This is a genomic window from Pseudomonas sp. BCA17, assembly GCF_004519405.1.
In the GTDB taxonomy this organism is placed as follows: domain Bacteria; phylum Pseudomonadota; class Gammaproteobacteria; order Pseudomonadales; family Pseudomonadaceae; genus Aquipseudomonas.
This window is the reverse complement of the sequence record NZ_SGWI01000001.1, coordinates 1,002,983-1,026,206: the sequence shown is the minus strand read 5'-3', so window position 1 is coordinate 1,026,206 and position 23,224 is coordinate 1,002,983. Positions and strand designations below refer to the sequence as shown.

Here is a 23,224-nt window from a genome sequence, read left to right as displayed (position 1 = left end):
CCGGGGGCAGGGGGGTTAGCGCAGTGCCGTGACGATATCGGCCACGGTGCTCAAGACGTCCTTGCCCAGTTGCTTGGAGCGTTCACCTGACCAGCCGGTTTTCGGGTTGGGGGCGTCGTCGTTGTCCTTGAAGGGCATCTCCAGGGTCAGCGAGAGACAGTCGTATTTCTCTCCGACGGCGTTGCAGGCCAGCGTCATATTGGCTTCGCCCGGCAGGTCGCGGGTGTAGCCGTGGGTGGTCTGGAAATCGCGGGTCAGGCCACTCAAGTGGCGGCGGAAGTGTTTTTCGAGTTTCTCGATGCGCGGGGTGTAACCGGGGTTGCCTTCGCAGGCTGCGGTGAAGACGTAGGGGATTTCCTCGTCGCCGTGTACATCGATGAACAGGTCGACGCCGTACTTTTCCATCTGCTGCTGGGTGAACAACACTTCAGGGCTGGTTTCCGGGTTGGCGCTCTGCCAGGCACGGTTGAGGTCCTGGCCCATGGCGTTGGTGCGCAAATGACCGTGGTAGGCGCCGTCGGGGTTCATGTTCGGTATCAGGTACAGGTCGGCGACGGACAGGAGTTTTTTCAGTTCGGTATCGCCGTCTTGCTGCAGGCGCTCGATGATGCCTTCCATAAACCATTCGGCCATGTGCTCGCCGGGGTGTTGCTGGGCGATGATCCAGACCTTGCGCCGACCATCGCCGCCTTTGCCGCGACGCAGCAATTGGATATCACGGCCCTCGGCACTCTTGCCGGTGGCGAGCAGTTCGGTGCCGGCGCGATTCAGGGCCTGATCGATCAGCCAGTCATGCCGTTCACGGCTGTAGGGTTCGAAGTAGGCCAGCCACGCCTGTTTTTCCCGTGTTTCAAGACTGATGTGCAGGATTTCGCCATCAAAGCGCGTGGGCACGCGGAACCAGTTGATATGGTCGTACGAAGCCACGGCGTTGTAGCCGCTCCAGGCATGTTTGTAAGAAGAGCGCCCTGCGTTGCTCAGGCGGAAGGTGTGGGTGTGGCCCACGTGCATGCCTTCGGCCTTGAAGTGGAACCATTGGAAATGTGGGCTGTGGGTGTCGGGTTTGATCGCCAGCAACAATTGATAAGCATCGCTTGCATCCAGGACCTGGATGTTGCCGCTGTCGAAGTTGCTGCTGATCTTGATGGAGGTCAAGGCCACGGTCATAGTCTGGCTGCCTGATTATGAGTGTTGTGGCGGATATCTTACACAGGAGCAGGGAAAAATCTGGATGCAAAATTGTTGAAGGGGGAGGGGGCGTCATCCTTGACGCTTTGGCAGCTTAGAATCTATGAGATTGATTCTCAAGCGCTATTTCTCAAAGATAAGGGCTAGAGCGTTCGTTCGACTTTCTTTGCTTGATGCTCTTTTGCTACCATGCGCGCCATCAAGCAACACACAGTCTTCATTAGCCTGAAGCCATGCCAGGGTAACTGGCAAAAAAAAGACCCGGCCAAAGAGCCGGGTCAAAAACCGTGATTAGCCTGATGAGGAGATATTCCAAGAGTCCGACCTAAGGTCCCTTGGTCTATCGACTGATCTCGCGATCAGCTGAGTCCAATAATAATCATTATCATTTGCAAGTCAAATGTTTTTATCCGTGGGATAGAAATATTTTTCTCTTGTGCCCGTCATGCCTGTGACTGAGGCACTGACGCTTGCAACGATCGCTCCACCATCGCTTTCGCCATATCAATCAAATACACCACTGAAAATGCCAGGTCCCGCTGGTTGCCCTGATGGTTGCTCGCCGATTCGTAGGCCGTGGCCGCAGCACTGCGCAACAGGTCCGAGGCGTGTACCAGGGCTTCCTCCTGGCTGAGGCCCGGGTTGATGGCGAATAAGGCCCCTTCCGGGACCGACGCAGACATATCTTCTTTCAAGTAGAAGTCCAACGCGCGCTGGGCGGCACCGCTGCTGCGCATGCCATGCAGTTCATCGTATTCAAGCGTTTCGGGCAGTAAAGATGGGCTCGTCATCATAAGGGGCGCTACTCTGGGTGGGTGTCGAAAACCTTATGTCCGATGATAGTACGTATCGTATTTATGTCGTTTTATGGATTACTACAAACTGTTTATTGCCCTGGAAAATACGCAACGTATTGTCAGGCACCATGGATAACTGGATAGCGTTGGTCAGAGCCAACATGAAAGATCGCAAGATCACGCAGGATCAGCTGGCGGAGCGCCTGGGCATGTCCCAGGGAGGCGTTGGCCATTGGCTGAATAAACGCCGTGTGCCGAGCCTGGCGGACATGAATCGGGTGCTCGAGGAGCTCGGCCTGGGGTATCTGGAAGTCGTGCTGGAGATTCGCGAGCGAATCGATGCGGTGGCGGTGCCCCACGAGAAGCACTACAACCCGTACTTTCGCTACCCGGTCAGCGATTGGAAAGGCGTGTGCGAAATGCGCGAAGAACGCGGCACTTACGCGACGGCGCGCTTCGAGCTGACTGACTATCACGCCCAGGGCGAGGCATTCTGGCTACCCGTGATGGGGGACGCCATGACAGCGCCCAGCGGTCTGAGCATCAGCGCCGGCATGATGATCCTGGTGGACCCGGCCATTGACGCCGCACCTGGCAAGCTGGTGCTTGCCCAATGGGCCGACAGCGCTCAGGCGACCTTTCGCCAACTGCAGGAAGAGAGCGGCCAGCTTTACCTGGTACCGCTCAATCCGACCTACCCCAAACAGGTGTTCAGCGACGGCTGCCGAATCCTCGGCGTCGTGGTGCAGGCCACCGCGAAGTTTTAGTCCGCCGTTTCCAGCTCTACCAAGGCACTGCCTTCGGCCACCATTTCGCCTTCCTGGCAAAACAACGCCTTGACCACCCCGGCCTGAGGGGCGCGGATGCTGTGCTCCATCTTCATCGCTTCCAGCACCACCAACTGGGCGCCGGCTTCCACGGCCTGTCCAACCTCCACCAGCACTCGAACAATGCTGCCGTTCATCGGCGCCGTGAGGCCGCCTTGATGTGACTGGTTGGCCTCGACCGCCGCAATCGGGTCGAACAGGCTGACCGCTTGCATTTCGCCGTCCCAGCGCAGGTACAGCACCGCCCCGTTGCGCACTGCCAGATGGGAGCGGCGCACGCCCTGTTGCTCGGTGAGCAACTGCTCAGCGCACCATTGCGACGTGTTGTCTGCCAGCGTCACCAGCCGGTCCTGGCCGCCACTGCTCAAATGCAGGGACACTTCGGCTGGCAACCCGACGCGAAACCCGCGTCTGTCCGCCCAAGGGCCATCGGCTGTCGGCAAACTCTGCATGAAGGCCACGCCTGCCGTCTGCCAGAACGCGTCGCTCAAGTCTCCGGATGGCGGCAACAGCTCATCCTGATAACGTGGAATAAACCCGGTATCCAACTCGGCGGCCGCAAACGCCGGATGCCCGATGATTCGTCGCAAAAAGCCCAGGTTGGTCTTGAGCCCGCCAACGGCGAACTCATCGAGCATGCTCAACAACCGCAGCCGCGCCTGCTCGCGGTCTTCGCCCCAGGCAATCAGCTTGCCCAGCATCGGGTCGTAGAATGGCGAGACACTGTCCCCTTGGGCAACGCCGCTGTCGACGCGGCGCCCGGGGCCAGGCGCGGACTCGCGGTACAGCGCCAGATTCCCGGTGGCCGGCAGAAAATCATTGGCTGGGTCTTCGGCATACAGGCGCACTTCAATTGCATGCCCGATCAGCGGCACCTGCTCCTGGGTGATCGGCAGCGGCTCGCCTTGGGCGACACGGATCTGCCAGGCCACCAGGTCGAGGCCGGTAATCGCCTCAGTGACCGGGTGTTCCACCTGCAGCCGTGTGTTCATCTCCATGAAAAAAAACTCGCCGCGCGCGTCCAGCAGGAATTCCACTGTGCCCGCACCCACATAACCGATGGCCTGCGCTGCGCGCACGGCGGCTTCGCCCATGGCTTTGCGTTGTTCCACACTCAAGCCGGGTGCCGGCGCTTCTTCCACGACTTTTTGATGGCGACGCTGAATCGAGCAGTCGCGCTCATTAAGGTACAGGCAGTGACCCTGCTGATCGGCAAATACCTGGATTTCCACATGCCGTGGCTTGAGCAGGTATTTTTCCACCAGCATTTGCCCATTGCCGAATGACGACAGCGCCTCGCGCTGGGCGGAGGCCAGGGCTTCGGCCAGTTGGCTGACGTCCTCGACCACCTTCATGCCCTTGCCGCCGCCGCCGGCCGTGGCCTTGAGCAGCACCGGGTAGCCGATGCGTTCACAGGCGCTGCGGAAGGTTTCCAGGTCCTGCGCTTCGCCGTGATAACCCGGCACCAGCGGTACGCCAGCGGTTTCCATCAGTGCCTTGGCCGCCGATTTGCTGCCCATGGCGTCGATGGCCGAGGCGGGGGGGCCGAGGAAGATCAAACCGGCCGCTTCAATCGCACGGGCGAAGTCGGCGTTTTCCGAGAGAAAGCCGTAACCCGGATGAATCGCCTGGGCGCCGCTGGCCTGGGCGGCGGCGATCAATTTGTCGATTTGCAGGTAGCTGTCGGTCGCTTTGCTGCCGCCCAGGTCAACGCGAATATCCGCCTCGCGCGTATGGCGCGCATCGCGATCGATAGCGCTGTGCACGGCCACGGTGGTCAACCCCATGGCCTTGGCCGTACGCATCACGCGACAGGCGATTTCGCCACGGTTGGCGACCAATAGGGTGGTCAGGTTGCTCATGAACGTGACTCCTGCGCCTGCCAGCTGGGTGAGCGTTTTTGCAGGAAAGATCGCAAGCCTTCCTGGCCCTCGGCGCTGACGCGAATCCGCGCGATGGCATTTTCGCAATAGCGGCGCAGGGCCGGAGTGAGAGCACCGTTGCCCACTTCGCGAAGCAAGTCCTTGCTGGCACGCATCGCGGCCGGGCTGTTTTGCAGCAGGTTGGCGACCCACTGTTCGACCTGTCGGTCGAGTTCGCCGGCGGGGTAGCTTTCCGCCAACAAGCCGATATCGCATGCGCGCCGGCCGTCGAAACGCTCGGCAGTCAAGGCATAACGCCGCGTCGCACGTTCGCCGATGGCTTGCACCACAAACGGGCTGATCACGGCCGGGGCCAGGCCAATGCGCACTTCCGACAAGCAGAACTGCGCGTCATCGGCGCCAATTGCCATGTCGCAGCAACTGATCAGGCCCAATGCGCCGCCATAAGCCGCGCCCTGTACCACCGCCAGGGTCGGGATCTTCAGCTTGGCCAGGTTGTACATCAACTCGGCCAGTTCGCGGGCATCGTCCAGGTTGGTGTGGTAATCCAGTTCGGCCGATTGTTGCATCCAGGCCAGATCGGCACCGGCGCTGAAGTGTTTGCCGCGCCCGCGCAATACCAGAAAGCGCAGGGAAGGGTCGCCTTGTACCTGGTCGAGGGCGATGATCAGTTCGCGGATCATCTCGGCATTGAACGCGTTGTTCTTGGTTTCACGACTGAGCCACAGGGTGGCAAAACCACGTGGGTCGGTGACCAGTTCGAGGGTGTTGAAATCGCTCATGGGGTTCAGCTCCATTTACATGCGGAACACGCCGAAGCGGCTCGGCTCGATGGGGGCATTCAGTGCGGCGGACAAGGCCAGGGCCAGCACGTCACGGGTCTGCAACGGGTCGATGACACCGTCGTCCCACAGGCGCGCGCTGGAATAATAGGGATGGCCCTGGGTCTCGTACTGGTCGAGGATCGGCTGCTTGATCGCCGCTTCTTCCTCGGCGCTGAACCCGCTGCCCGCACGTTCGGCTTGTTCGCGCTTGACCTGCACCAGCACGCCGGCCGCCTGTTCGGCACCCATCACGCCAATGCGCGCGTTCGGCCACATCCACAAAAAGCGTGGGTCGTAGGCACGGCCGCACATGCCGTAGTTACCCGCGCCAAAACTGCCGCCGATGATCACCGTGAACTTCGGCACCTTGGCGCAGGCCACCGCTGTAACCAGCTTGGCGCCATGTTTGGCGATACCACCGGCTTCATACTTCTGGCCGACCATGAACCCGGTGATGTTCTGCAGGAACACCAGAGGAATCCCGCGCTGGCAGGCCAGTTCGATAAAGTGCGCGCCTTTTTGCGCGGCTTCGGCGAACAAAATGCCGTTGTTGGCCAGGATCGCAACCGGGTAGCCATGCAGGTGCGCAAAACCGCACACCAGAGTGGTGCCGAACAGTGCTTTGAACTCATCGAACACCGAGCCGTCCACCAGCCGCGCGATCACTTCGCGTACATCGAACGGCTGCTTGGGGTCGGCCGGGATCACACCGTAGAGTTCTTCGCCGCTGTACAACGGCGGCACGGGCGGGCGTTGCCGCAACTCACCCTGTTTGCGCCAGTTGAGGTTGGCCACACTGCGGCGGGCCAGTGCCAGGGCGTGTTCATCGCTGTCGGCATAGTGGTCGGCCACGCCGGAGACTTTGCAGTGCACATCTGCGCCGCCCAGGTCTTCGGCACTGACCACTTCGCCGGTAGCGGCTTTCACCAGCGGTGGGCCGGCGAGGAAAATGGTGGCTTGCTGGCGCACCATGATCGCTTCGTCCGCCATGGCTGGCACATAGGCACCACCGGCGGTGCAGGAGCCCATGACCACGGCGATCTGCGGGATGCCCTGGGCGCTCATGTTCGCCTGGTTGAAGAAAATCCGCCCGAAATGCTCACGGTCAGGGAACACTTCATCCTGGCGCGGCAGGTTGGCACCACCGGAGTCCACCAGGTAGATGCACGGCAGGCGGTTCTGCTCGGCGATGGTCTGGGCACGCAGGTGTTTTTTTACGGTGAGCGGGTAGTAGGAGCCACCTTTCACCGTGGCGTCATTGGCGACAATCATGCACTCGACGCCTTCTACGCGACCGATGCCTGCAATCACCCCAGCGGCAGGCACGTCTTCGCCGTACACCTGGTGCGCGGCCAGTTGGCTGAGTTCGAGGAACGGCGAGCCGGGGTCAAGCAGGCGGTTGATGCGCTCGCGGGGCAGCAGTTTGCCGCGTGAGGTGTGCCGCTCCTGGGCCTTGGCGCCACCGCCTTGCTGTACTTGAGCCAGCAAGGTGTGCAGAGCGTCGACCTGTTCGCGCATCGCCGCACTGTTGGCGACGAACTCCGCCGAGCGCGGGTTGAGCTGAGTGTGTAAAAGCATGGCTTACTCCCTAAGCGCGGCAAGCTTCAAGCTATAAGCTGCAAGACAACGCTGCGCTTGCTTGTAGCTTGAACCTTGCCGCTGCGAAATTCATTTCGTCTCATTGAAGAGTTCACGACCAATCAGCATCCGGCGAATTTCGCTGGTGCCGGCGCCGATTTCATACAGCTTGGCGTCACGCAGCAGGCGCCCGGCGGGGAACTCATTGATGTAGCCGTTGCCGCCGAGAATCTGGATGGCGTCGAGTGCCATCTGTGTAGCGCGTTCGGAACTGAACAGGATCACCCCGGCGGCATCCTTGCGCGTGGTCTCGCCACGCTCGCAGGCCTGGGCGACCGCATACAGATACGCGCGGCAGGCATTGAGTTGGGTGTACATGTCGGCGACCTTGCCCTGGATCAGCTGGAACTCGCCGATGCTCTGGCCGAACTGCTTGCGGTCGTGGATATAGGGCACGATCAGGTCCATGCAGGCTTGCATGATGCCGATGGGGCCGCCGGCCAGTACCACTCGCTCGTAGTCCAGGCCGCTCATCAGCACTTTGACCCCGCCGTTGAGTGTGCCGAGGATATTCTCTTCGGGCACCGCGACGTCGTCGAAGAACAGCTCGCAGGTGTTGGAGCCGCGCATGCCCAATTTGTCGAACTTGGTGCTGCGGCTGAAGCCTTTCCAGTCGCGTTCGACAATAAACGCGGTGATGCCATGCGGGCCTTTTTCCAGCTCGGTCTTGGCATAGATCACGTAGGTGTGGGCGTCCGGGCCGTTGGTGATCCAGGTCTTGCTGCCGTTAAGGATGTAGTGATCGCCGCGTTTATCGGCGCGCAGCTTCATCGAGACCACGTCGGAGCCGGCATTCGGTTCGCTCATGGCCAGGGCGCCGATGTGTTCGCCGCTGATCAACTTGGGCAGGTACTTGAGTTTCTGTTCGTGGTTGCCGTTGCGGTTGATCTGGTTGACGCAGAGATTGGAGTGGGCGCCGTAGGACAAGCCGACCGAAGCCGAACCGCGGCTGATTTCTTCAATGGCCACCACATGGGCCAGATAGCCCAGGCCGGCGCCGCCATATTCTTCCGCGACGGTGATGCCCAGCAGGCCCATGTCACCGAACTTGCGCCACATGTCGACGGGGAACAGGTTATCGCTGTCGATCTGTGCCGCACGGGGTGCCAGTTCCTTGGCCACGAAGGACTGCACTTGGTCGCGCAGCATGTCGATGGTTTCGCCGAGGGCGAAGTTCAGGGACGGGTAACTCATGGACAGGCACCTTAATGTGAGCTTTGTTTTTGTGTGGGGCGAGTGCCAGGGGAGGGCGCTGACCTTTACGTTAACGTAAGCTTGCCTTGCGACGCTGTCAATCGTAGTTTACGTTTACGTCAACCTACAAAAAAGACAACAGGGGTCGTTATGGATCAATCGCACCAGAGCTACAGCCGTGGCTCCCAGGACAAGACCTTGCTGGCCATGACCATAGGCCAGGCTTTCGATCGCACCGTGGCGCAGCATCCGGATGGCGAAGCCCTGGTGGTGCGCCACCAGCAACGTCGCTACACCTGGAGGCAGTTGTCCGAGGCGGTGGAGCTGCACGCCCGTGCATTCCTGGCGCTGGGCATGCAAACCGGCGACCGCCTGGGGATCTGGGCGCCCAACTGCGCCCAGTGGTGCATCAGTCAGATCGCCAGCGCCAAGATCGGCGCGATTCTGGTCAACATCAACCCGGCGTATCGCAGCAGCGAGTTGGAGTATGTGCTCAAGCAGGCCGGCTGCCAGTGGCTGGTGTGTGCCGGGTCGTTCAAGACCTCCGATTACCACGCCATGCTCCTGGAATTGAAACCCGACCTGCGCGGTATCATCAGCCTCGACCCCGCCCCGCCTGCGGGGTTCTTGCCCTGGGCGCAACTGGCGGCGCTCGGTGCAGGCGTCCCGCCCGAGCACCTGCACACCCGTCAAGCCAGCCTGCACTTCGATCAAGCCGTCAACATCCAGTACACCTCAGGCACTACCGGCTTTCCCAAGGGTGCCACCCTCAGCCATCACAACATCCTCAATAACGGTTACATGGTCGGCGAGAGCCTGGGGCTGACGGCGCAGGATCGGCTGGTGATCCCGGTGCCGCTGTATCACTGTTTTGGCATGGTCATGGGCAATCTGGGCTGCATCACCCACGGCACCACCATGATTTATCCAAATGACGGTTTCGATCCGCTGCTGACCCTCAGCGCCGTCGCCGAAGAGCGTGCGACCGGCCTGTACGGTGTGCCTACCATGTTTATCGCGGTTCTGGACCACCCCCGTCGCAGCGAATTCGATCTATCGACCTTGCGCACCGGCATCATGGCCGGCGCCACATGTCCCATCGAAGTGATGCGCCGGGTGATCGGCGAACTGCACATGGGGGAAGTGCAGATCGCCTACGGCATGACCGAAACCAGCCCGGTGTCGTTGCAGACTGGCCCGGATGATGACCTGGAACGCCGCGTCACCACCGTTGGCCGCACCCAGCCGCAGCTGGAAAACAAGATCATCGACGCCGCCGGTAACACCGTCGCCCGGGGCGAGATTGGCGAACTGTGCACCCGTGGCTATAGCGTGATGCTCGGCTACTGGAACAACCCGCAGGCCACCCGCGAGGCCATTGACGATGCCGGCTGGATGCATACCGGCGACCTGGCGAGCATGGATGAGCAAGGGTATGTGTGCATTGCCGGACGCAACAAGGACATGATCATCCGCGGTGGCGAGAATGTGTACCCGCGTGAGCTGGAGGAGTTTTTCTTCACCCACCCGGCGATCGCGGACGTGCAGATCATCGGCATCCCGGACGAGCGCTACGGTGAAGAGATCGTCGCCTGGGTCAAGTTCCATCCCGGCCATGGTGTCAATGAGCTGGAACTGCAAACCTGGTGCAAGGGCCGTATCGCCCACTTCAAGACACCCCGGTATTTCAAGTTCGTGGATGAGTTTCCGATGACAGTGACGGGCAAAGTCCAGAAATTCCGCATGCGTGAGATTTCGCTCGAAGCGTTGCGCAAAGGGCGGGATTAAACGCTGGAAAGCACAAAGGGGACCCGAAGGTCCCCTTTAATTTGTCGTTGCGTGCTCTTTTTTTATTATTGAGGGGCGGTCTATTGTTGTTTTTGGCAACCGTTACCCTTTACCGCTGTTTTTTTGCAACCCCCATCCGGGGTCAAGAGCAAACGTATTTTTTTGAACGCTGATCTGCTTCTTCGTCTACGATCCAACCAGTGGGTAGCTACCTGAAGGTAGTTTTATTTTTCTCTAGCCGGTTGCGGGTTTCGGCATGCCGTACCCTGCGAAGCACATCTTCTCCAAAAAAATCTGTTAGCTGCGTCTCTGCCGTGTTGTTTTTGTTATGTCAGAGTCGTTTCGTCTTATTTTTATTAGGTTTGGCGCTTTTTATTCTTGTTATGCCATAGAGATAGCAGAAGCCGTGCCAACTTTTAAAAAGCCTTTAAAATCAATGGTTTGATTTTTTTGTCGGAAACCGCCTACGACAAATACGACAAAACATGTTCCCGTGTTACTCGATATGTAGCTGTGCGGTAACACATTGTCACGGCCGCGCTACTCACTTGGCGTTACGCGCCTTGGCTACACGCGCACCGCTGGGACGACCCAGCACCGTGCTGATCTGTTGGCCCGCACGTATCAATGCGTCCAGGTCGATACCGGTCTCGATCCCCAGGCCGTTGAGCAGGTACAGCACGTCTTCGCTGGCGACGTTACCGCTGGCACCCTTGGCATAGGGGCAGCCGCCGAGGCCCGCAATAGAGCTGTCGAACACGCTGATCCCTTCCAGCAGGCTGGCGTAGATATTGGCGATCGCCTGGCCATAGGTGTCGTGAAAGTGGCCTGCCAACTTGTCGCGGGGCACCTGGGCTCCCACCACCTCGAACAATCGCCGCGTGGCGCCTGCGGTGCCGGTGCCGATGGTGTCGCCCAGGGACACCTCATAGCAGCCCATGGCATACAACTCCCGCGCGACAGCCGCCACTTGTTGCGGTGCGATTTCGCCTTCATAAGGGCAACCCAGCACACAGGACACATAGCCGCGCACGCTGACGCCATGCTGCTTGGCGGCGCTCATGATCGGCGCGAAGCGCTCCAGGCTTTCGCTGATGGAGCAGTTGATATTGCGTTGGGAAAACGCCTGCGACGCCGCCGCAAATACCGCCACCTCCTTCACGCCCGCGGCCAACGCATCTTCAAACCCGCGCAGGTTCGGCGCCAGTGCAGCGTAGGTCACCCCGGGCTTGCGTTGGATCTGCGCAAAAACCTCAGCCGACCCGGCCATCTGCGGCACCCACTTGGGTGAGACAAAGCTGCCGACTTCGATATAACTCACGCCCGCAGCGCTGAGCGCGTCCACCAATTGGACCTTATCGGCCACGCTGATGGGCTGGGCTTCGTTCTGCAAACCATCGCGTGGGCCGACTTCGACCAGGCGGACATGGGAGGGGAGGGACATGGCAGTTACCTTCTGATCAATGGCCAGCCTGGCTCATGGTGTGCGCCAGGGCCTGGGTGCAGCGCTCTTCGGCGGTGTCCAGTTCCAGCTTCATCTGTTCGATATCCAGCAACTGTTGCTCAAGCTGCGCACGGCGCTCGGCGATCTTGGCCAGCATGCTGTTGAGTTGGACGTGGTTACCGCTGGTGGGGTCGTAGAGTTCGATCAATTCGCGGCACTCGGCCAGGGAGAAACCGATGCGCTTGCCACGCAGGATCAACTTGAGGCTGACCTTGTCCCGCGCCGAGTAGATGCGCTCCTGGCCCCGGCGTTCAGGGGCCAGCAGGCCTTGTTCTTCGTAGAAGCGAATGGCGCGGGTGGTGATGTCGAGCTCGCGGGCGAGATCGGAAATGCTGTAGGTCGTGCTCATGGGAGTACCCAGGAAAAAGTCATGGGCGCTAAGCTAATGGTTGCTTGACGTTAACGTCAAGGTGCGTCGATTATCGGGCCTGTTGCGCAGCCCGGCGCGGGCAGGCCCGTCTATCACCGGTCACGCCTGTTTGCCGTCGAGTTTCTTTTCCTGGGCCATGACCTGTTGGCACAACTCAATCATTTGCTCACGCATCCAGCGGTTCGCCGGGTCCTGGTCGGTGCTCTCATGCCAGTACAAATGGGTTTCCACCGGCGGCACGTCGTTGACCGGCAGGTTGAACCAGTGCAGTTCGTGGCGGCGGGCGAAGCGTTCGGGCACGGTCATCACCATGTCGGTCTGCTGCAACACCTGTGAGGCCATCAGGTAATGCTGGGAGCGCAGGGCGATCTTGCGCTGGATGCCCATCTTGCCGAGGGCCAGGTCGACATGGCCCAGGCCGTTACGACGGCTTGAGATATGAATATGGGTCAGCGACAGGTAGTCATCCAGGCTGAATTTGTCCTTGCCCGCCAGCGGATGGCCCTTGCGCATCGCACACACGTAGCGGTCCTCCATCAACTTGACATGGCGCACCTGCGGGTCGGTGTTCAGCGGCGCATCCACGGCAAAGTCCAGGCGCCCGGCCGCCAGCTCTTTAGTGGTCTCGCGACGTTTGGACAGGAAGCTCTCGATCGCCACTGTGGGCGCCAGGCGGCGCAGGCGTTGGAACAGCAGTGGCAGGATCACCGCCTCGGTGAGGTCGGTCATGCTGATGCGGTAGGTCTTGGCCGCCTGCTGCGGGTTGAAAATCCGGCTTTCCTGCACCGACACGCGCAGCAACGACAACGCATTGCGCACCGGGCCAATGATGTTCTGTGCCATGGGCGTGGGCACCATGCCTTGGGCGGTGCGCACGAACAGCGGGTCGTTGAAGGTTTCGCGCAGGCGCGCTAATGCGTTGGACACCGCCGGCTGGGTAATGCCGACAATCTGCCCGGCGCGGGTCAGGTTGGCTTCGGTGTAGATCGCGTCAAAGACGATAAACAGGTTGAGATCGACCTTGCTCAGATTCATTTCGTTGCGCTCTTATTGTTAGGTGTCCATGCGCCGATCATATATCGGTGATGAATGTTAATACACGCCGAGAATAGGCTAGGTAAATTATCAGCGCTGTTCTAGCATCAATTCCATGCCCTAAACAACCTCTCAAAGAAGGGAGCTGCCCATGGATTTCGCCTATTCGCCCAAGGTTCAGGAACTGCGTGAACGCGTCACCGCGTTCATGGACGCTTATGTCTACCCGGCCGAGCCGGTATTTGAACGCCAGGTCAGCGAAGGCGATCGCTGGCAGCCAACAGCCATCATGGAAGAGTTGAAGGCCAAGGCCAAAGCCGAGGGGCTGTGGAACCTGTTCCTGCCCGAATCCGAACTGGGCGCCGGCTTGACCAACCTCGAATATGCGCCGCTGGCCGAAATCATGGGCCGCTCCTTGCTCGGCCCGGAGCCGTTCAACTGCTCGGCCCCCGATACCGGGAATATGGAAGTGCTGGTGCGCTACGCCAACAGCGAGCAGAAGCAGCGCTGGCTCGAACCGTTGCTGCGTGGCGAAATCCGCTCCGCCTTCGCCATGACCGAACCGGACGTGGCGTCTTCAGACGCCACCAACATGGCCGCCCGCGCCGAGCGCCAGGGTGACGAATGGGTGATCAACGGTAAAAAGTGGTGGACTTCCGGCGCGTGCGATCCGCGCTGCAAGATCCTGATTTTCATGGGCCTGAGCAATCCGGACGCGCCGCGCCACCAGCAGCATTCGATGATCCTGGTGCCGGTGGATACGCCCGGCGTGAAAATCCTGCGCCCACTGCCGGTATTCGGCTACGACGATGCACCCCACGGCCACGCCGAAGTGCTGTTCGATAACGTACGGGTGCCCTACGAAAACGTGCTGCTCGGCGAAGGCCGCGGCTTTGAAATTGCCCAGGGGCGCCTGGGTCCAGGCCGTATTCACCACTGCATGCGCTCAATCGGTATGGCCGAGCGCGCATTGGAATTGATGTGCAAACGCTCCGTCAGCCGTACCGCATTCGGCAAACCGCTGGCCCGTTTGGGCGGCAATATCGACAAGATCGCCGACTCGCGCATGGAAATCGACATGGCGCGCCTGCTGACCTTGAAAGCGGCGTACATGATGGACACCGTGGGCAATAAAGTGGCGAAAAGCGAAATTGCCCAGATCAAGGTGGTGGCGCCGAACGTGGCGCTGAAGGTCATTGATCGGGCGATCCAGATCCATGGTGGCGCGGGTGTGTCCAACGACTTCCCGTTGGCCTATATGTACGCCATGCAACGCACCCTGCGCCTGGCCGACGGCCCGGATGAAGTGCACCGTGCGGCGATCGGCAAGTTCGAGATCGGCAAGTATGTACCTCGGGAGCTGATGCGCAGCGGGCAATAAAACCGCGTCGCCTGCAATCGGGAACAAGCCCGCTCCCACCATTGGCCTGCGTTGCTTCTGTAGACGTGGATGGGAAGGGGCTTGCCCGGTATGAGGCCTGCATCAACGGCGCCAGTCCCAGGGGTTCAGTACACCCACACCTCCACCCGCCGGTTTTTGATCCTGCCTTCATCCGCGGAATTCGTCGCCACCGGCATCTGCGCGCCGAAGCCACGGATATCGCGCAGTACCACGCCGCTCTTGACCAGTTCCCGCCGCACAGCCATCGCCCGCAGCTTCGACAGCAGCGCTGCCCGTTGCGGATCGTTCTTCATATCGCCGAACCCCACCAGCATGACCTTCTTGTCGAGCTTGCCGTGGCCTTTCAGGTACGCCACCACCCGCTGCAAATCCTGGCGCGCCTTGCTGTCCAGGCTGGCGCTGCCTTCCTCGAAGCGGAAGTTTACGGTCAGGCGCTGGGCGTCCCGCGCGATGGCTTGATAGTCCTCGGGCATCGATGGGCGTGGCTCCACTCCGATCGCCTGCACCTGCTGGGCAATAAACCCGTTGGCCGCCACCATCGCCTGGCCTTTGCCGCTCTGGGTAAAGTCCACCAGGGCTTTGGCCCACGGGTTGCGGTTGGACGGCGGCAGGTAAAAGAACAGCCGGCGAGACAATGGGTAGTCTTCGGTAGCAATCAGGCTGGCCAGCGGCAACATGGGTTGGGAGTCGCCGTCGACAATCGCCACGGCCTTGGCCTGGCGCACATAGGGCAGGCCGATAAAACCGATGCCTTGGGGATCATGGCTCACTGCATCCGACAGTGCTTCGCTGGACTCGAAGCGCTGGGCGCTAGGAGCCAGGGGCTTGCCGCGCCGGCTCAATACCAGCTCCTTGAACGTGTCATAGGTGCCGGACTGATCATCCCGCGCATACAAATGAATAGTGCCACCGACCCCGCCCAGTGCTTCCCAGGTGCTGATTTCCCCGTTGAAAACCTGCGCCAACTGCTCGGTGTTCAAGGTATTGAGCGGGTTGCGCGGGTTGAGGATGATAGCCAGGCCATCGATGGCGATCACTTGCTCGGCGTCAGGGCTTTTCAGGTCGCCCAGGGGCTCAAGGTCGACCAATTCGCTGTCCTTGATTGGGCGCGAAGACGCCGCCACGTCGGCATTGGCCCTTTTCAGCGCGGCAAACCCGGTGCTGGAGCCGTGTGCCGCCACCTCGATAGTCACCGTTTTACCTTGGCGAGTACTGCCGAGTATGCGCTGTTCATTGGCGCCTTCAGCCGGTTCGCTGTGTACCCCCTGCAGGCCCTGTTGCACCATCAAGCCTTTGACCAGTGCCGGCCCCAGTGCTGCACCAATGGTGTTGGAACCCTGAATGCGCAACGCAGGGCCTTGGTCAGGAACGGGCAGGGCAGCGGCAACAGCGAAGAAGGGGAAGAGGGTCAACAGGAACAGAACGCGCAGCCTCATGCCGGCACCTTCTCAAGCCAAAGGGAGTGCCGCGAGATTAAGTCAGGCAGGTTGCATAAATATGACGGGTAAGCGATGGGCAAAGGTGGAGGGGGTTGCCCCCTCCCACAGGGTTGATCAGCTCAATTCGAGCCAGATCGGCGCATGATCCGATGGTTTTTCCAAACCGCGCAGCTCGTAATCCACGCCCGCATCCTTGACCCGCGATAGCAAGCCGTTGGACGCCAGGATCACGTCGATGCGCAACCCACGCTTGGGCTCGTCTTCAAAACCGCGGCTGCGATAATCGAACCAACTGAAACGGTCGGCCACGTCCGGGTTCAGATGACGGAAACTGTCCACCAGGCCCCAGTTCTTCAGGCGCGCCATCCACTCGCGTTCTTCCGGCAGGAAGCTGCACTTGCCGGTTTTCAGCCAGCGCTTGGCGTTGTCGGCACCGATGCCAATATCGCAATCTTCCGGGGAAATGTTCACGTCGCCCATTACCACCAGCGCTTGTTCATTGCTGAACTGGCTTTCCAGCAACTGTTGCAGGTCTTCGTAGAAGCGCTGCTTGGCCGGGAACTTGGTCGGGTGGTCGCGGCTTTCGCCCTGGGGGAAATAGCCGTTCATGATGGTGACCGGTTGGCCATTTTCATCGGCGAAGGTGCCCCAGATAAAACGGCGCTGGGCGTCTTCTTCATCCGTGGCAAAGCCTTTGTGCACGCTCAGGGCTTCCTTGCGGGAAAGCAGCGCCACGCCGTAATGGCCTTTTTGCCCGTGGTAGTAAACGTGATAGCCCAAGGCTTGTACTTCGGCCAAGGGGAACTGGTCATCGTGGACTTTGGTTTCCTGCAGGCCGATCACGTCGGGTTGGTGTTTCTCGATCAACGCCGCCAGCTGATGAGGGCGGGCGCGCAGCCCGTTGATATTGAAGGAGACGATTTTCATGGTCGGCAGTCCAGTCTGGCAAAACGGCGATGCTAGCCGACAAGTCGGACGGGGGCCAGCGTGGCGGCAGGGTGGATGCACTGCTAATGTCTGGGAACGACTCGCGCCGTACAAGTTCGTACCCATAAGAACGCCATCTTTCAATGGCGCCCAGGGAGATTGAACGTATGCCTGACACCATGGCCCAGATTCATCTGCTCGACAGCGGTTATTCCCGCGAAGCCCGTTCATTGTTGTACCAGGCCTATCGCCATGAACCGACCTTTGCCTACATCTTCGAAGCCGAGCGCCCGGGCTACGAGCAACGTGTGCGGGCCACCGTGCGCGAGCTGGTCAAGCAGCATTTCTTCCAGAGCTTGCCCGCCATCGGCTTATTGGTGAACGACCGCTTGATCGGCATCGCCCTGATCGCGCCACCGCAACGGCGCCTGGGGATCACCGAAAGCTGGGCCTGGCAATTGCGCATGTGGCTGAGCACCGGCGTGCGCGGTACGCGCCGTTATCTGGAATACCATCACGCGGTGCTGGCATGCCTGCCGGGGGATGCGGTGCACGTGTTGCCACTGTTGGGTATTCACCCGCAATTCCAGGGCAAACACTACGGCGAGCAGCTGCTTGAGGCGGTGCACAACTGGTGCGCCGAAGACCCGCACTCTTCGGGCGTGGTGCTCGACACCGGCAACTCCCGCTACCTGGAGTTCTACAAACGCCAGGGCTATGAGGAAATTGGTGAAGTCGCCGTGGGACCGGTGCTGGAGCATGTGTTTTTTCACCCCAATCCCCAGGCGTTACATGCTGCAACGGCTTAAGACAGAATTATTCAGACAATTCCGAGTTCAAAGTGTCTCCCCAGCTCGTGTAGCATCCGCGCCTATGAAGTTTCCAGGAAGATTTACCAGCGGCTTGGTTCTGCTGTTCACAAGCTGCGGCGCGTTGGCGCAAAGCGAATTGGACGTGCGGGTCAACCCCTCAAACGACGCGTTGAAAGCCAACATCGAAGGCTATATCGGCGGGGTTGGCGACCGTGATGAAGAAGCGTTGCTGCGGTTCAGCCGTGGCGCCGAGGAGCAGGCGCGCAAAGCGGCGCAGGCTTTGGGTTTCTATCAGCCACAGATCGCCAGCGATGTGAAGGGCGGCAAGAATCCGCGCCTGATCCTCACCATCGACCCCGGCGAACCGGTGCATTTGCGCAACGTGACCATTCGGGTCGACGGCCCGGCCGCGAGCCTCAAGGCGTTTCGCGTGCCGACCGGCGACGACCTCAAGCCCGGCGCGGCGCTCAACCATGGCCATTACGAAGACGCCAAGCGTCTGATCCAGAACCAGGCTTCACGCTACGGCTTTTTCAGCGGGCGCTTTACCAGCCAGAAACTGTCGGTGGACCCCAAGGCGGGCGTGGCCGATATCGAACTCATTTACGACAGCGGCAACCGCTACAGCATGGGCAAGGTCAACTTCACCGGCGACACGCCGTTCGATGCCGACCTGCTGCAACGCATGGTGCCGTTCAAAAGCGGCACTCCCTACGACTCCGAATTGATCGCCGAACTCAACCAGAACCTGCAGGCAAGCGGGTTCTTCGAAGGCGTGCGCGTCGACGCCGCGCCTGCTGCCGCTACCGACGACGTGATCCCGGTGGCCGTGCAACTGGAAACCCGCAAGCCCCGCACCATGGGCCTGGGCCTTGGTTACTCGACCGACGTCGGCCCGCGCGGCAAGGCCAACTGGACCCGTCACTGGGTCAACCCCCAAGGCCATAGCTACGGCTGGGAAGCTGAATTATCGGCGCCGCGCCAGAACGTCGGCCTGTGGTACGACGTGCCGCTCGACCCGCCGCTGACCGACAAGTTGCGCTTTGCCGGCGGCTACCAGAACGAAGAACTGGCCGGCACCGACACCTTGAGTAAATTGCTCACCGTCGGTCCCGAATGGCACAGCAAGTTGCCCAGCGGCTGGACCCGTATCATCTCGCTCAAGTACCAGCGCGAAGAATATCGCCTGGGCAATGATTCCGGCTTGAGTAACCTGGTGATGCCGGGCATCAGTTATTCCTACCTGCGCAGCGACAACCGTATCGACCCCCATAACGGCTACCGCTTGATGTTCGATACCAAAGTCGCCAAGGAAGGCTTCGGTTCCGACACCAACCTGCTTTACGGCACGGCGACCATCAAAGGCTTGACCACGCTATGGGACAACCATCGCTTCCTGGGCCGTGCACAGTTCGGCGGCAGTGCCACCAACGGCTACAAATCCGTGCCGCCCTCGCTGCGCTTCTTTGCCGGTGGTGATCAGAGCGTGCGCGGCTACGAGTACCAGACCTTGTCGCCAGAGAACGACCTTGGCGACCGTATCGGCGGCCGCTACATGGTGGCCCTGAGCGCTGAGTATCAATATTCTATCGCCGAGAAATGGCGGATCGCGACCTTTATCGACCAGGGCAACTCGTTCAACACCCTGGACATGCCCAGCCTGAAAACCGGTGTCGGCGTCGGTATCCGCTGGGTCTCGCCGGTGGGGCCGATCCGCCTCGACCTGGCCCATGCCCTCGAAGATCCGGGCGGCATTCGATTGCACTTTTCCATGGGGCCTGAGCTGTGATGCGTGGTTTGAAAATAGCGGGGCTGGCCGTGGCGGCGGTCCTCGCTTTAGTGTTACTGGCGTCGTGGACGCTGCTCGGCACCCAGGCGGGCAGTCGTTGGGCGCTGGGCCAGGTGCCGGGTTTGAGCGTCGAGAATTTCCAGGGCCATTTGGGTGGCCAGTGGAGTGCCGATCACCTGCTGTGGCAACAGGGCACCAGCCGCGTCGAGCTCAATGCGCCGAAATTCGATTGGTCGCCGGCCTGCCTGTTGCGCATGACCGTGTGTATCAATCAGCTGGACGTGGAGCAGGTCAGCCTGCAATTTCCCCCCAGTACGCAAGAAAGCAGCGGGCCGATCCAATTGCCTGAGTTGAAGTTGCCGCTTGCCATCCAATTGGGCGAGGTTCGCGTCGGTAGCCTGTTATTTAATGGCAGCGAAGAACTCAAGGGCCTGCAATTGGCGGCGCATTGGACGGCGGCCGGCCTGCAGATCGATTCGGTGCACCTGCAGCGCGACGGTCTGGTGCTGGACCTCAATGGCCTGCTGCAACCTGTGGGCGACTGGCCTTTGACCGCCACCGGTAACCTGAGCCTGCCGTACGCCCCGGGCGGCGCGCCGTGGAAGGTTGCGCTCAAGGTCGATGGCGACTTGCTCAAGACTCTCAAGCTCGACGCCGACAGCAGCGGCTACCTGCCCGCCAAGCTCAGCGGCGAACTGCAACCCCTGGTGGAAAACCTCCCCGCGCAATTGCATATCACCGCCGACAGCTTCAAAGCCAGCGCCGACCTGCCCGACACCCTGCAACTCAATCAACTGGACCTCACCGCCAAGGGTGATTTGCACAACGGTTACCAATTGCTGGGCAAGGCTGTGTTGCCGGCGGAAAAAGCTCCGGTGGACCTGTTGCTGCAAGGCAAGGTCGACGCCAAGGGCGCGCAGATTGCCGGGCTGGACCTGACTGCCGGCGACAAGCAAAGCCTCAAGCTCAGCGCCAATCTGGACTGGCAACAGGGCTTCAGCGCCGACGCCAAGGTCGACTGGCTGGATTTCCCGTGGCATCGCCTCTACCCCGTGATCGAAGAGCCGCAGGTTGCAGTGCGTACCTTCAAGGGTGAAGTCTCCTACAAAGACGGCAACTACCTCGGCAACCTCAAGGCCGACCTCGATGGCCCGGCCGGTACGTTCAATGTGGTCACGCCGTTCAGCGGTGACCTCAAGCAAATCTTCCTGCCTGAGCTGAAACTGACCGCCGGCCAAGGCAAGGCCGAGGGCCACCTGAACCTGCAATTTGCCGACGGCATCGCCTGGGACACGGCGTTGGACCTGTCGGCGCTGAACCCGGCGTATTGGGTCGCTGAATTGCCGGGGACCCTGGCAGGCCCACTGCGCAGCAAGGGCGAGTTCAAAAACGAACAGCTCAAACTGAACGCCGACCTGGACCTCAAGGGCCGCCTGCGTGGGCAAACCGCCGTGCTGGCGGCCAAGGCCGAAGGCGTGGGCGAACAATGGACCCTGGCCAACCTGGATATCCGCCTGGGCGACAACCGCATCAACGGCAGTGGCAGCCTGCAACAACGCCTGGCCGGGCAGATCGATATCAAGCTGGCGCGCCTGGCCCAGTTGTGGCCGCAATTGCGCGGTCAGATCGATGGGCGGATCAACGTCGCCGGCAGCCTGAAGTCGCCCCAAGGTAAGCTCGACCTCAAAGGCCAGCAACTGGCATTCGCCGACAACCACCTGCAAAGCCTGAACCTCGATGCCACGCTGGACAGCGCCCAGCGCGCCAAAGTCGACCTCAAGGGCAGCGGCATCCAGGCCGGCGAAACTCAGGTCGGCAGCCTGACCGCCAGCGCTCAAGGCGATATCAAGAACCAGAAAGTCCAACTGGATCTGGTCGGCCCGTTGGTCAAGCTGGCCCTGGCCCTGGACGGCAATCTCGACAAAGGCAACTGGCGCGGGCGCCTGGCCAGTGGCGATGTGCAAGCCGGTGGCCAGGACTGGAAGCTGCAAGCCCCGGCAAAGATCGAACGCCTGGCGGACGGCAAACTGACCTTCGCGGCGCATTGCTGGGTGTCCGGCGCCGCCAGCCTGTGCGGTGAAGATCAACGCCTGATGCCCGAACCCAAGTTGCGTTACCACCTCAAGCAATTCCCGATTGACAGCCTGGCGGCATTCTTGCCGAAAGACTTTGCCTGGCAGGGCAAGCTCAACGCCGACGTGCAGCTCGACCTGCCCGCCAGCGGCCCTAAGGGCGTGGTCGCGGTGGATGCCAGTGGCGGTACGTTGCGCGTCAAGGACAAGAACCAGTGGCTGGATTTCCCCTACGACACCCTGAAACTGGAAACCACCCTCAACCCCAAGCGCATCGACACCCAGCTCAACTTCCGTGGCGGCAAGCTCGGCGAGTTGCTGTTACAAGCGCAGATCAACCCGTTGCCGAAGAACAAGCCGATCACCGGCAATTTCAGCTTGACCGGTCTGGACCTTGCGGTGGCGCGACCCTTTGTGCCGATGGTGGAAAAGCTCAACGGCAAGCTCAATGGCAGCGGCCGCATCTCCGGTGGCTTGCTCGCGCCGCAGGTCAACGGCAACGTGGACCTGGTGGGCGGCGAGATTTCCGGGCCTGAATTGCCGGTGAGCCTGGAGAACCTGAATGTGCAGGCGCTGATCGCCGGTGAGAACGTACAGCTCAACGGCGCTTGGCGCAGCGGCAAGGCTGGCCAGGGTAGCCTCAAGGGCCATATCGGTTGGGGCCAGGCCCTGGCGGTGGACCTCAATTTGCAGGGGGCGCAACTGCCGGTGACGGTGGAGCCATACGCCGTGCTGGAAGTGGCGCCCGACCTGAAGATCAGCCTCAAGGGCGACAAGCTGGCCATCGCCGGCAAGGTGCACATCCCGCGCGGCGATATCACCGTACGTGAATTGCCGCCGTCGACCGTCAAGGTCTCGGATGACACGGTCATCGTCGGCAGCCAGACCGAAGAAGGCAAACCGCCGATGGCGATGGCCATGGATATCGACGTGGTGGTGGGCGAAGATCAGCTCAATTTCGCCGGCTTCGGTCTTACCGCCAAAGTGCAGGGCCAGGTGCATATCGGCGACAACATGGACACCCGAGGCGAGCTGTGGCTCAACGACGGTCGCTACCGTGCCTATGGTCAGAAACTCGATGTGCGCCGTGCTCGGCTATTGTTTGCCGGGCCGCTCGACCAGCCTTACCTGGACATCGAAGCCATTCGCAAGACCGGTGACGTCACCGCCGGTATCCGTCTGAGCGGCAGCGCCGAGCAGCCCACCACGCAAATCTTCTCGGAGCCGGCCATGAGCCAGGAGCAGGCGCTGTCCTACCTGGTGCTGGGGCGTCCGCTGAGTACCACTGGCGAAGACAACAACGTGCTCGCCCAAGCGGCATTGGGCCTGGGTCTGATGGGCAGCGCCGGGGTGACCTCGGACATCGCCAAGAACCTGGGTATTCAGGACTTCGAACTCGACACCCAGGGCAGTGGCAACACCACCGCCGTGGTGGCCAGCGGCAAGATCACCGAGAAGCTCAGCCTGCGTTACGGGGTAGGGGTGTTCGAACCGGCCAACACCATCGCGCTGCGCTATCTGCTCAGCAAGAAGGTGTATCTGGAAGTGGCCAGTGGTGTGGCCAGTTCGTTGGATATTTTCTACAAAAGGGATTTCTAAGTCTTACTCGCTCAAGAAATAGGCTGGCTGATGCCAGCCAAGGCTTTTTGTAGGGACGAGCTTGCTCGCGAAGAACTCACAGGCGCCGCGTTGATTCAGGCAACGCGCGTTATCGTTGACGTTTTTCGCGAGCAAG

Annotated in this window: 17 protein-coding genes; 6 read left to right on the top strand and 11 right to left on the bottom strand. The window is 60.8% G+C overall.

The window, feature by feature from the left end; all coding sequences use genetic code 11:
* Positions 1 to 15: 15 nt before the first annotated feature.
* Both EXW71_RS04520 and EXW71_RS04515 read right to left on the bottom strand, forming a co-directional pair.
* Positions 16 to 1,167, bottom strand: a complete 1,152-nt coding sequence (locus tag EXW71_RS04520; protein WP_134657727.1) for a M14-type cytosolic carboxypeptidase — start codon at positions 1,165 to 1,167, stop codon at positions 16 to 18.
* A gap of 464 nt (positions 1,168 to 1,631) precedes the next feature.
* Positions 1,632 to 1,982 (bottom strand): DUF6124 family protein, encoded by a 351-nt coding sequence (locus EXW71_RS04515; protein WP_134657726.1) that lies wholly within the window; start codon positions 1,980 to 1,982, stop codon positions 1,632 to 1,634.
* A gap of 131 nt (positions 1,983 to 2,113) precedes the next feature.
* Between EXW71_RS04515 and EXW71_RS04510 the strand changes: the two genes are divergently transcribed.
* Entirely contained in the window at positions 2,114 to 2,752 is a 639-nt protein-coding gene (locus EXW71_RS04510; RefSeq protein ID WP_134657725.1) for a LexA family transcriptional regulator, read from the top strand.
* Here the strand turns inward: EXW71_RS04510 and EXW71_RS04505 are convergent.
* The 4 genes from EXW71_RS04505 to EXW71_RS04490 form a co-directional block, all read right to left on the bottom strand.
* A complete protein-coding gene (locus EXW71_RS04505) occupies positions 2,749 to 4,674 on the bottom strand; it encodes an acetyl/propionyl/methylcrotonyl-CoA carboxylase subunit alpha (RefSeq protein WP_134657724.1) in 1,926 nt (641 codons plus the stop codon). The genes EXW71_RS04510 and EXW71_RS04505 overlap by 4 nt on opposite strands.
* Complete coding sequence (locus EXW71_RS04500; protein WP_134657723.1) at positions 4,671 to 5,477, bottom strand: gamma-carboxygeranoyl-CoA hydratase; 807 nt, start codon at positions 5,475 to 5,477, stop codon at positions 4,671 to 4,673. The genes EXW71_RS04505 and EXW71_RS04500 overlap by 4 nt, the downstream gene beginning before the upstream one ends.
* A gap of 15 nt (positions 5,478 to 5,492) precedes the next feature.
* Positions 5,493 to 7,097 carry a carboxyl transferase domain-containing protein gene (locus tag EXW71_RS04495; protein WP_134657722.1) on the bottom strand — a complete coding sequence of 535 codons (1,605 nt, stop codon included), beginning with the start codon at positions 7,095 to 7,097 and terminating at the stop codon, positions 5,493 to 5,495.
* A gap of 90 nt (positions 7,098 to 7,187) precedes the next feature.
* Positions 7,188 to 8,351: an isovaleryl-CoA dehydrogenase gene (locus EXW71_RS04490; protein WP_134657721.1), complete on the bottom strand. Its 1,164-nt coding sequence runs from the start codon at positions 8,349 to 8,351 to the stop codon at positions 7,188 to 7,190.
* Positions 8,352 to 8,501: 150 nt separating this feature from the next.
* Between EXW71_RS04490 and EXW71_RS04485 the strand changes: the two genes are divergently transcribed.
* On the top strand, positions 8,502 to 10,139 hold the full coding sequence (locus EXW71_RS04485; protein ID WP_134657720.1) for an AMP-binding protein: 1,638 nt from the start codon (positions 8,502 to 8,504) through the stop codon (positions 10,137 to 10,139).
* 544 nt (positions 10,140 to 10,683) lie between these two features.
* Here EXW71_RS04485 and EXW71_RS04480 read toward each other — a convergent pair.
* The 3 genes from EXW71_RS04480 to EXW71_RS04470 all read right to left on the bottom strand — a co-directional run bounded on the left by EXW71_RS04480 (position 10,684) and on the right by EXW71_RS04470 (position 13,048).
* Entirely contained in the window at positions 10,684 to 11,583 is a 900-nt protein-coding gene (locus tag EXW71_RS04480) for a hydroxymethylglutaryl-CoA lyase (protein WP_134657719.1), read from the bottom strand.
* A gap of 16 nt (positions 11,584 to 11,599) precedes the next feature.
* Positions 11,600 to 11,992, bottom strand: coding sequence for a MerR family DNA-binding transcriptional regulator (locus tag EXW71_RS04475; RefSeq protein WP_060756723.1), 393 nt, complete (start codon positions 11,990 to 11,992; stop codon positions 11,600 to 11,602).
* Positions 11,993 to 12,112: 120 nt separating this feature from the next.
* Positions 12,113 to 13,048 (bottom strand): LysR family transcriptional regulator, encoded by a 936-nt coding sequence (locus EXW71_RS04470; protein ID WP_134657718.1) that lies wholly within the window; start codon positions 13,046 to 13,048, stop codon positions 12,113 to 12,115.
* 151 nt (positions 13,049 to 13,199) lie between these two features.
* Here EXW71_RS04470 and EXW71_RS04465 point away from each other — a divergent pair, with 151 nt between their 5' ends.
* A complete protein-coding gene (locus EXW71_RS04465) occupies positions 13,200 to 14,429 on the top strand; it encodes an acyl-CoA dehydrogenase (RefSeq protein WP_123717852.1) in 1,230 nt (409 codons plus the stop codon).
* A 125-nt stretch (positions 14,430 to 14,554) separates the two neighbouring features.
* On the opposite strand, the gene EXW71_RS04460 is transcribed toward EXW71_RS04465, so the two are convergent.
* Together EXW71_RS04460 and xthA are read right to left on the bottom strand one after the other, a co-directional pair.
* Entirely contained in the window at positions 14,555 to 15,886 is a 1,332-nt protein-coding gene (locus tag EXW71_RS04460) for a substrate-binding domain-containing protein (RefSeq protein WP_134657717.1), read from the bottom strand.
* 117 nt (positions 15,887 to 16,003) lie between these two features.
* Entirely contained in the window at positions 16,004 to 16,816 is an 813-nt protein-coding gene (gene xthA, locus EXW71_RS04455) for an exodeoxyribonuclease III (protein ID WP_134657716.1), read from the bottom strand.
* Positions 16,817 to 16,983: 167 nt separating this feature from the next.
* On the opposite strand from xthA, the gene EXW71_RS04450 reads away from it, so the two are divergent.
* The 3 genes from EXW71_RS04450 to EXW71_RS04440 all read left to right on the top strand — a co-directional run bounded on the left by EXW71_RS04450 (position 16,984) and on the right by EXW71_RS04440 (position 23,088).
* Complete coding sequence (locus EXW71_RS04450) at positions 16,984 to 17,625, top strand: N-acetyltransferase (RefSeq protein ID WP_134657715.1); 642 nt, start codon at positions 16,984 to 16,986, stop codon at positions 17,623 to 17,625.
* 64 nt (positions 17,626 to 17,689) lie between these two features.
* Entirely contained in the window at positions 17,690 to 19,417 is a 1,728-nt protein-coding gene (locus tag EXW71_RS04445) for an autotransporter assembly complex family protein (protein WP_123717848.1), read from the top strand.
* The gene (locus EXW71_RS04440; RefSeq protein WP_134657714.1) at positions 19,417 to 23,088 is read left to right on the top strand and encodes a translocation/assembly module TamB domain-containing protein; all 3,672 of its coding nucleotides are present in this window, start codon (positions 19,417 to 19,419) and stop codon (positions 23,086 to 23,088) included. The genes EXW71_RS04445 and EXW71_RS04440 overlap by 1 nt, the downstream gene beginning before the upstream one ends.
* Positions 23,089 to 23,224 lie beyond the last annotated feature (136 nt).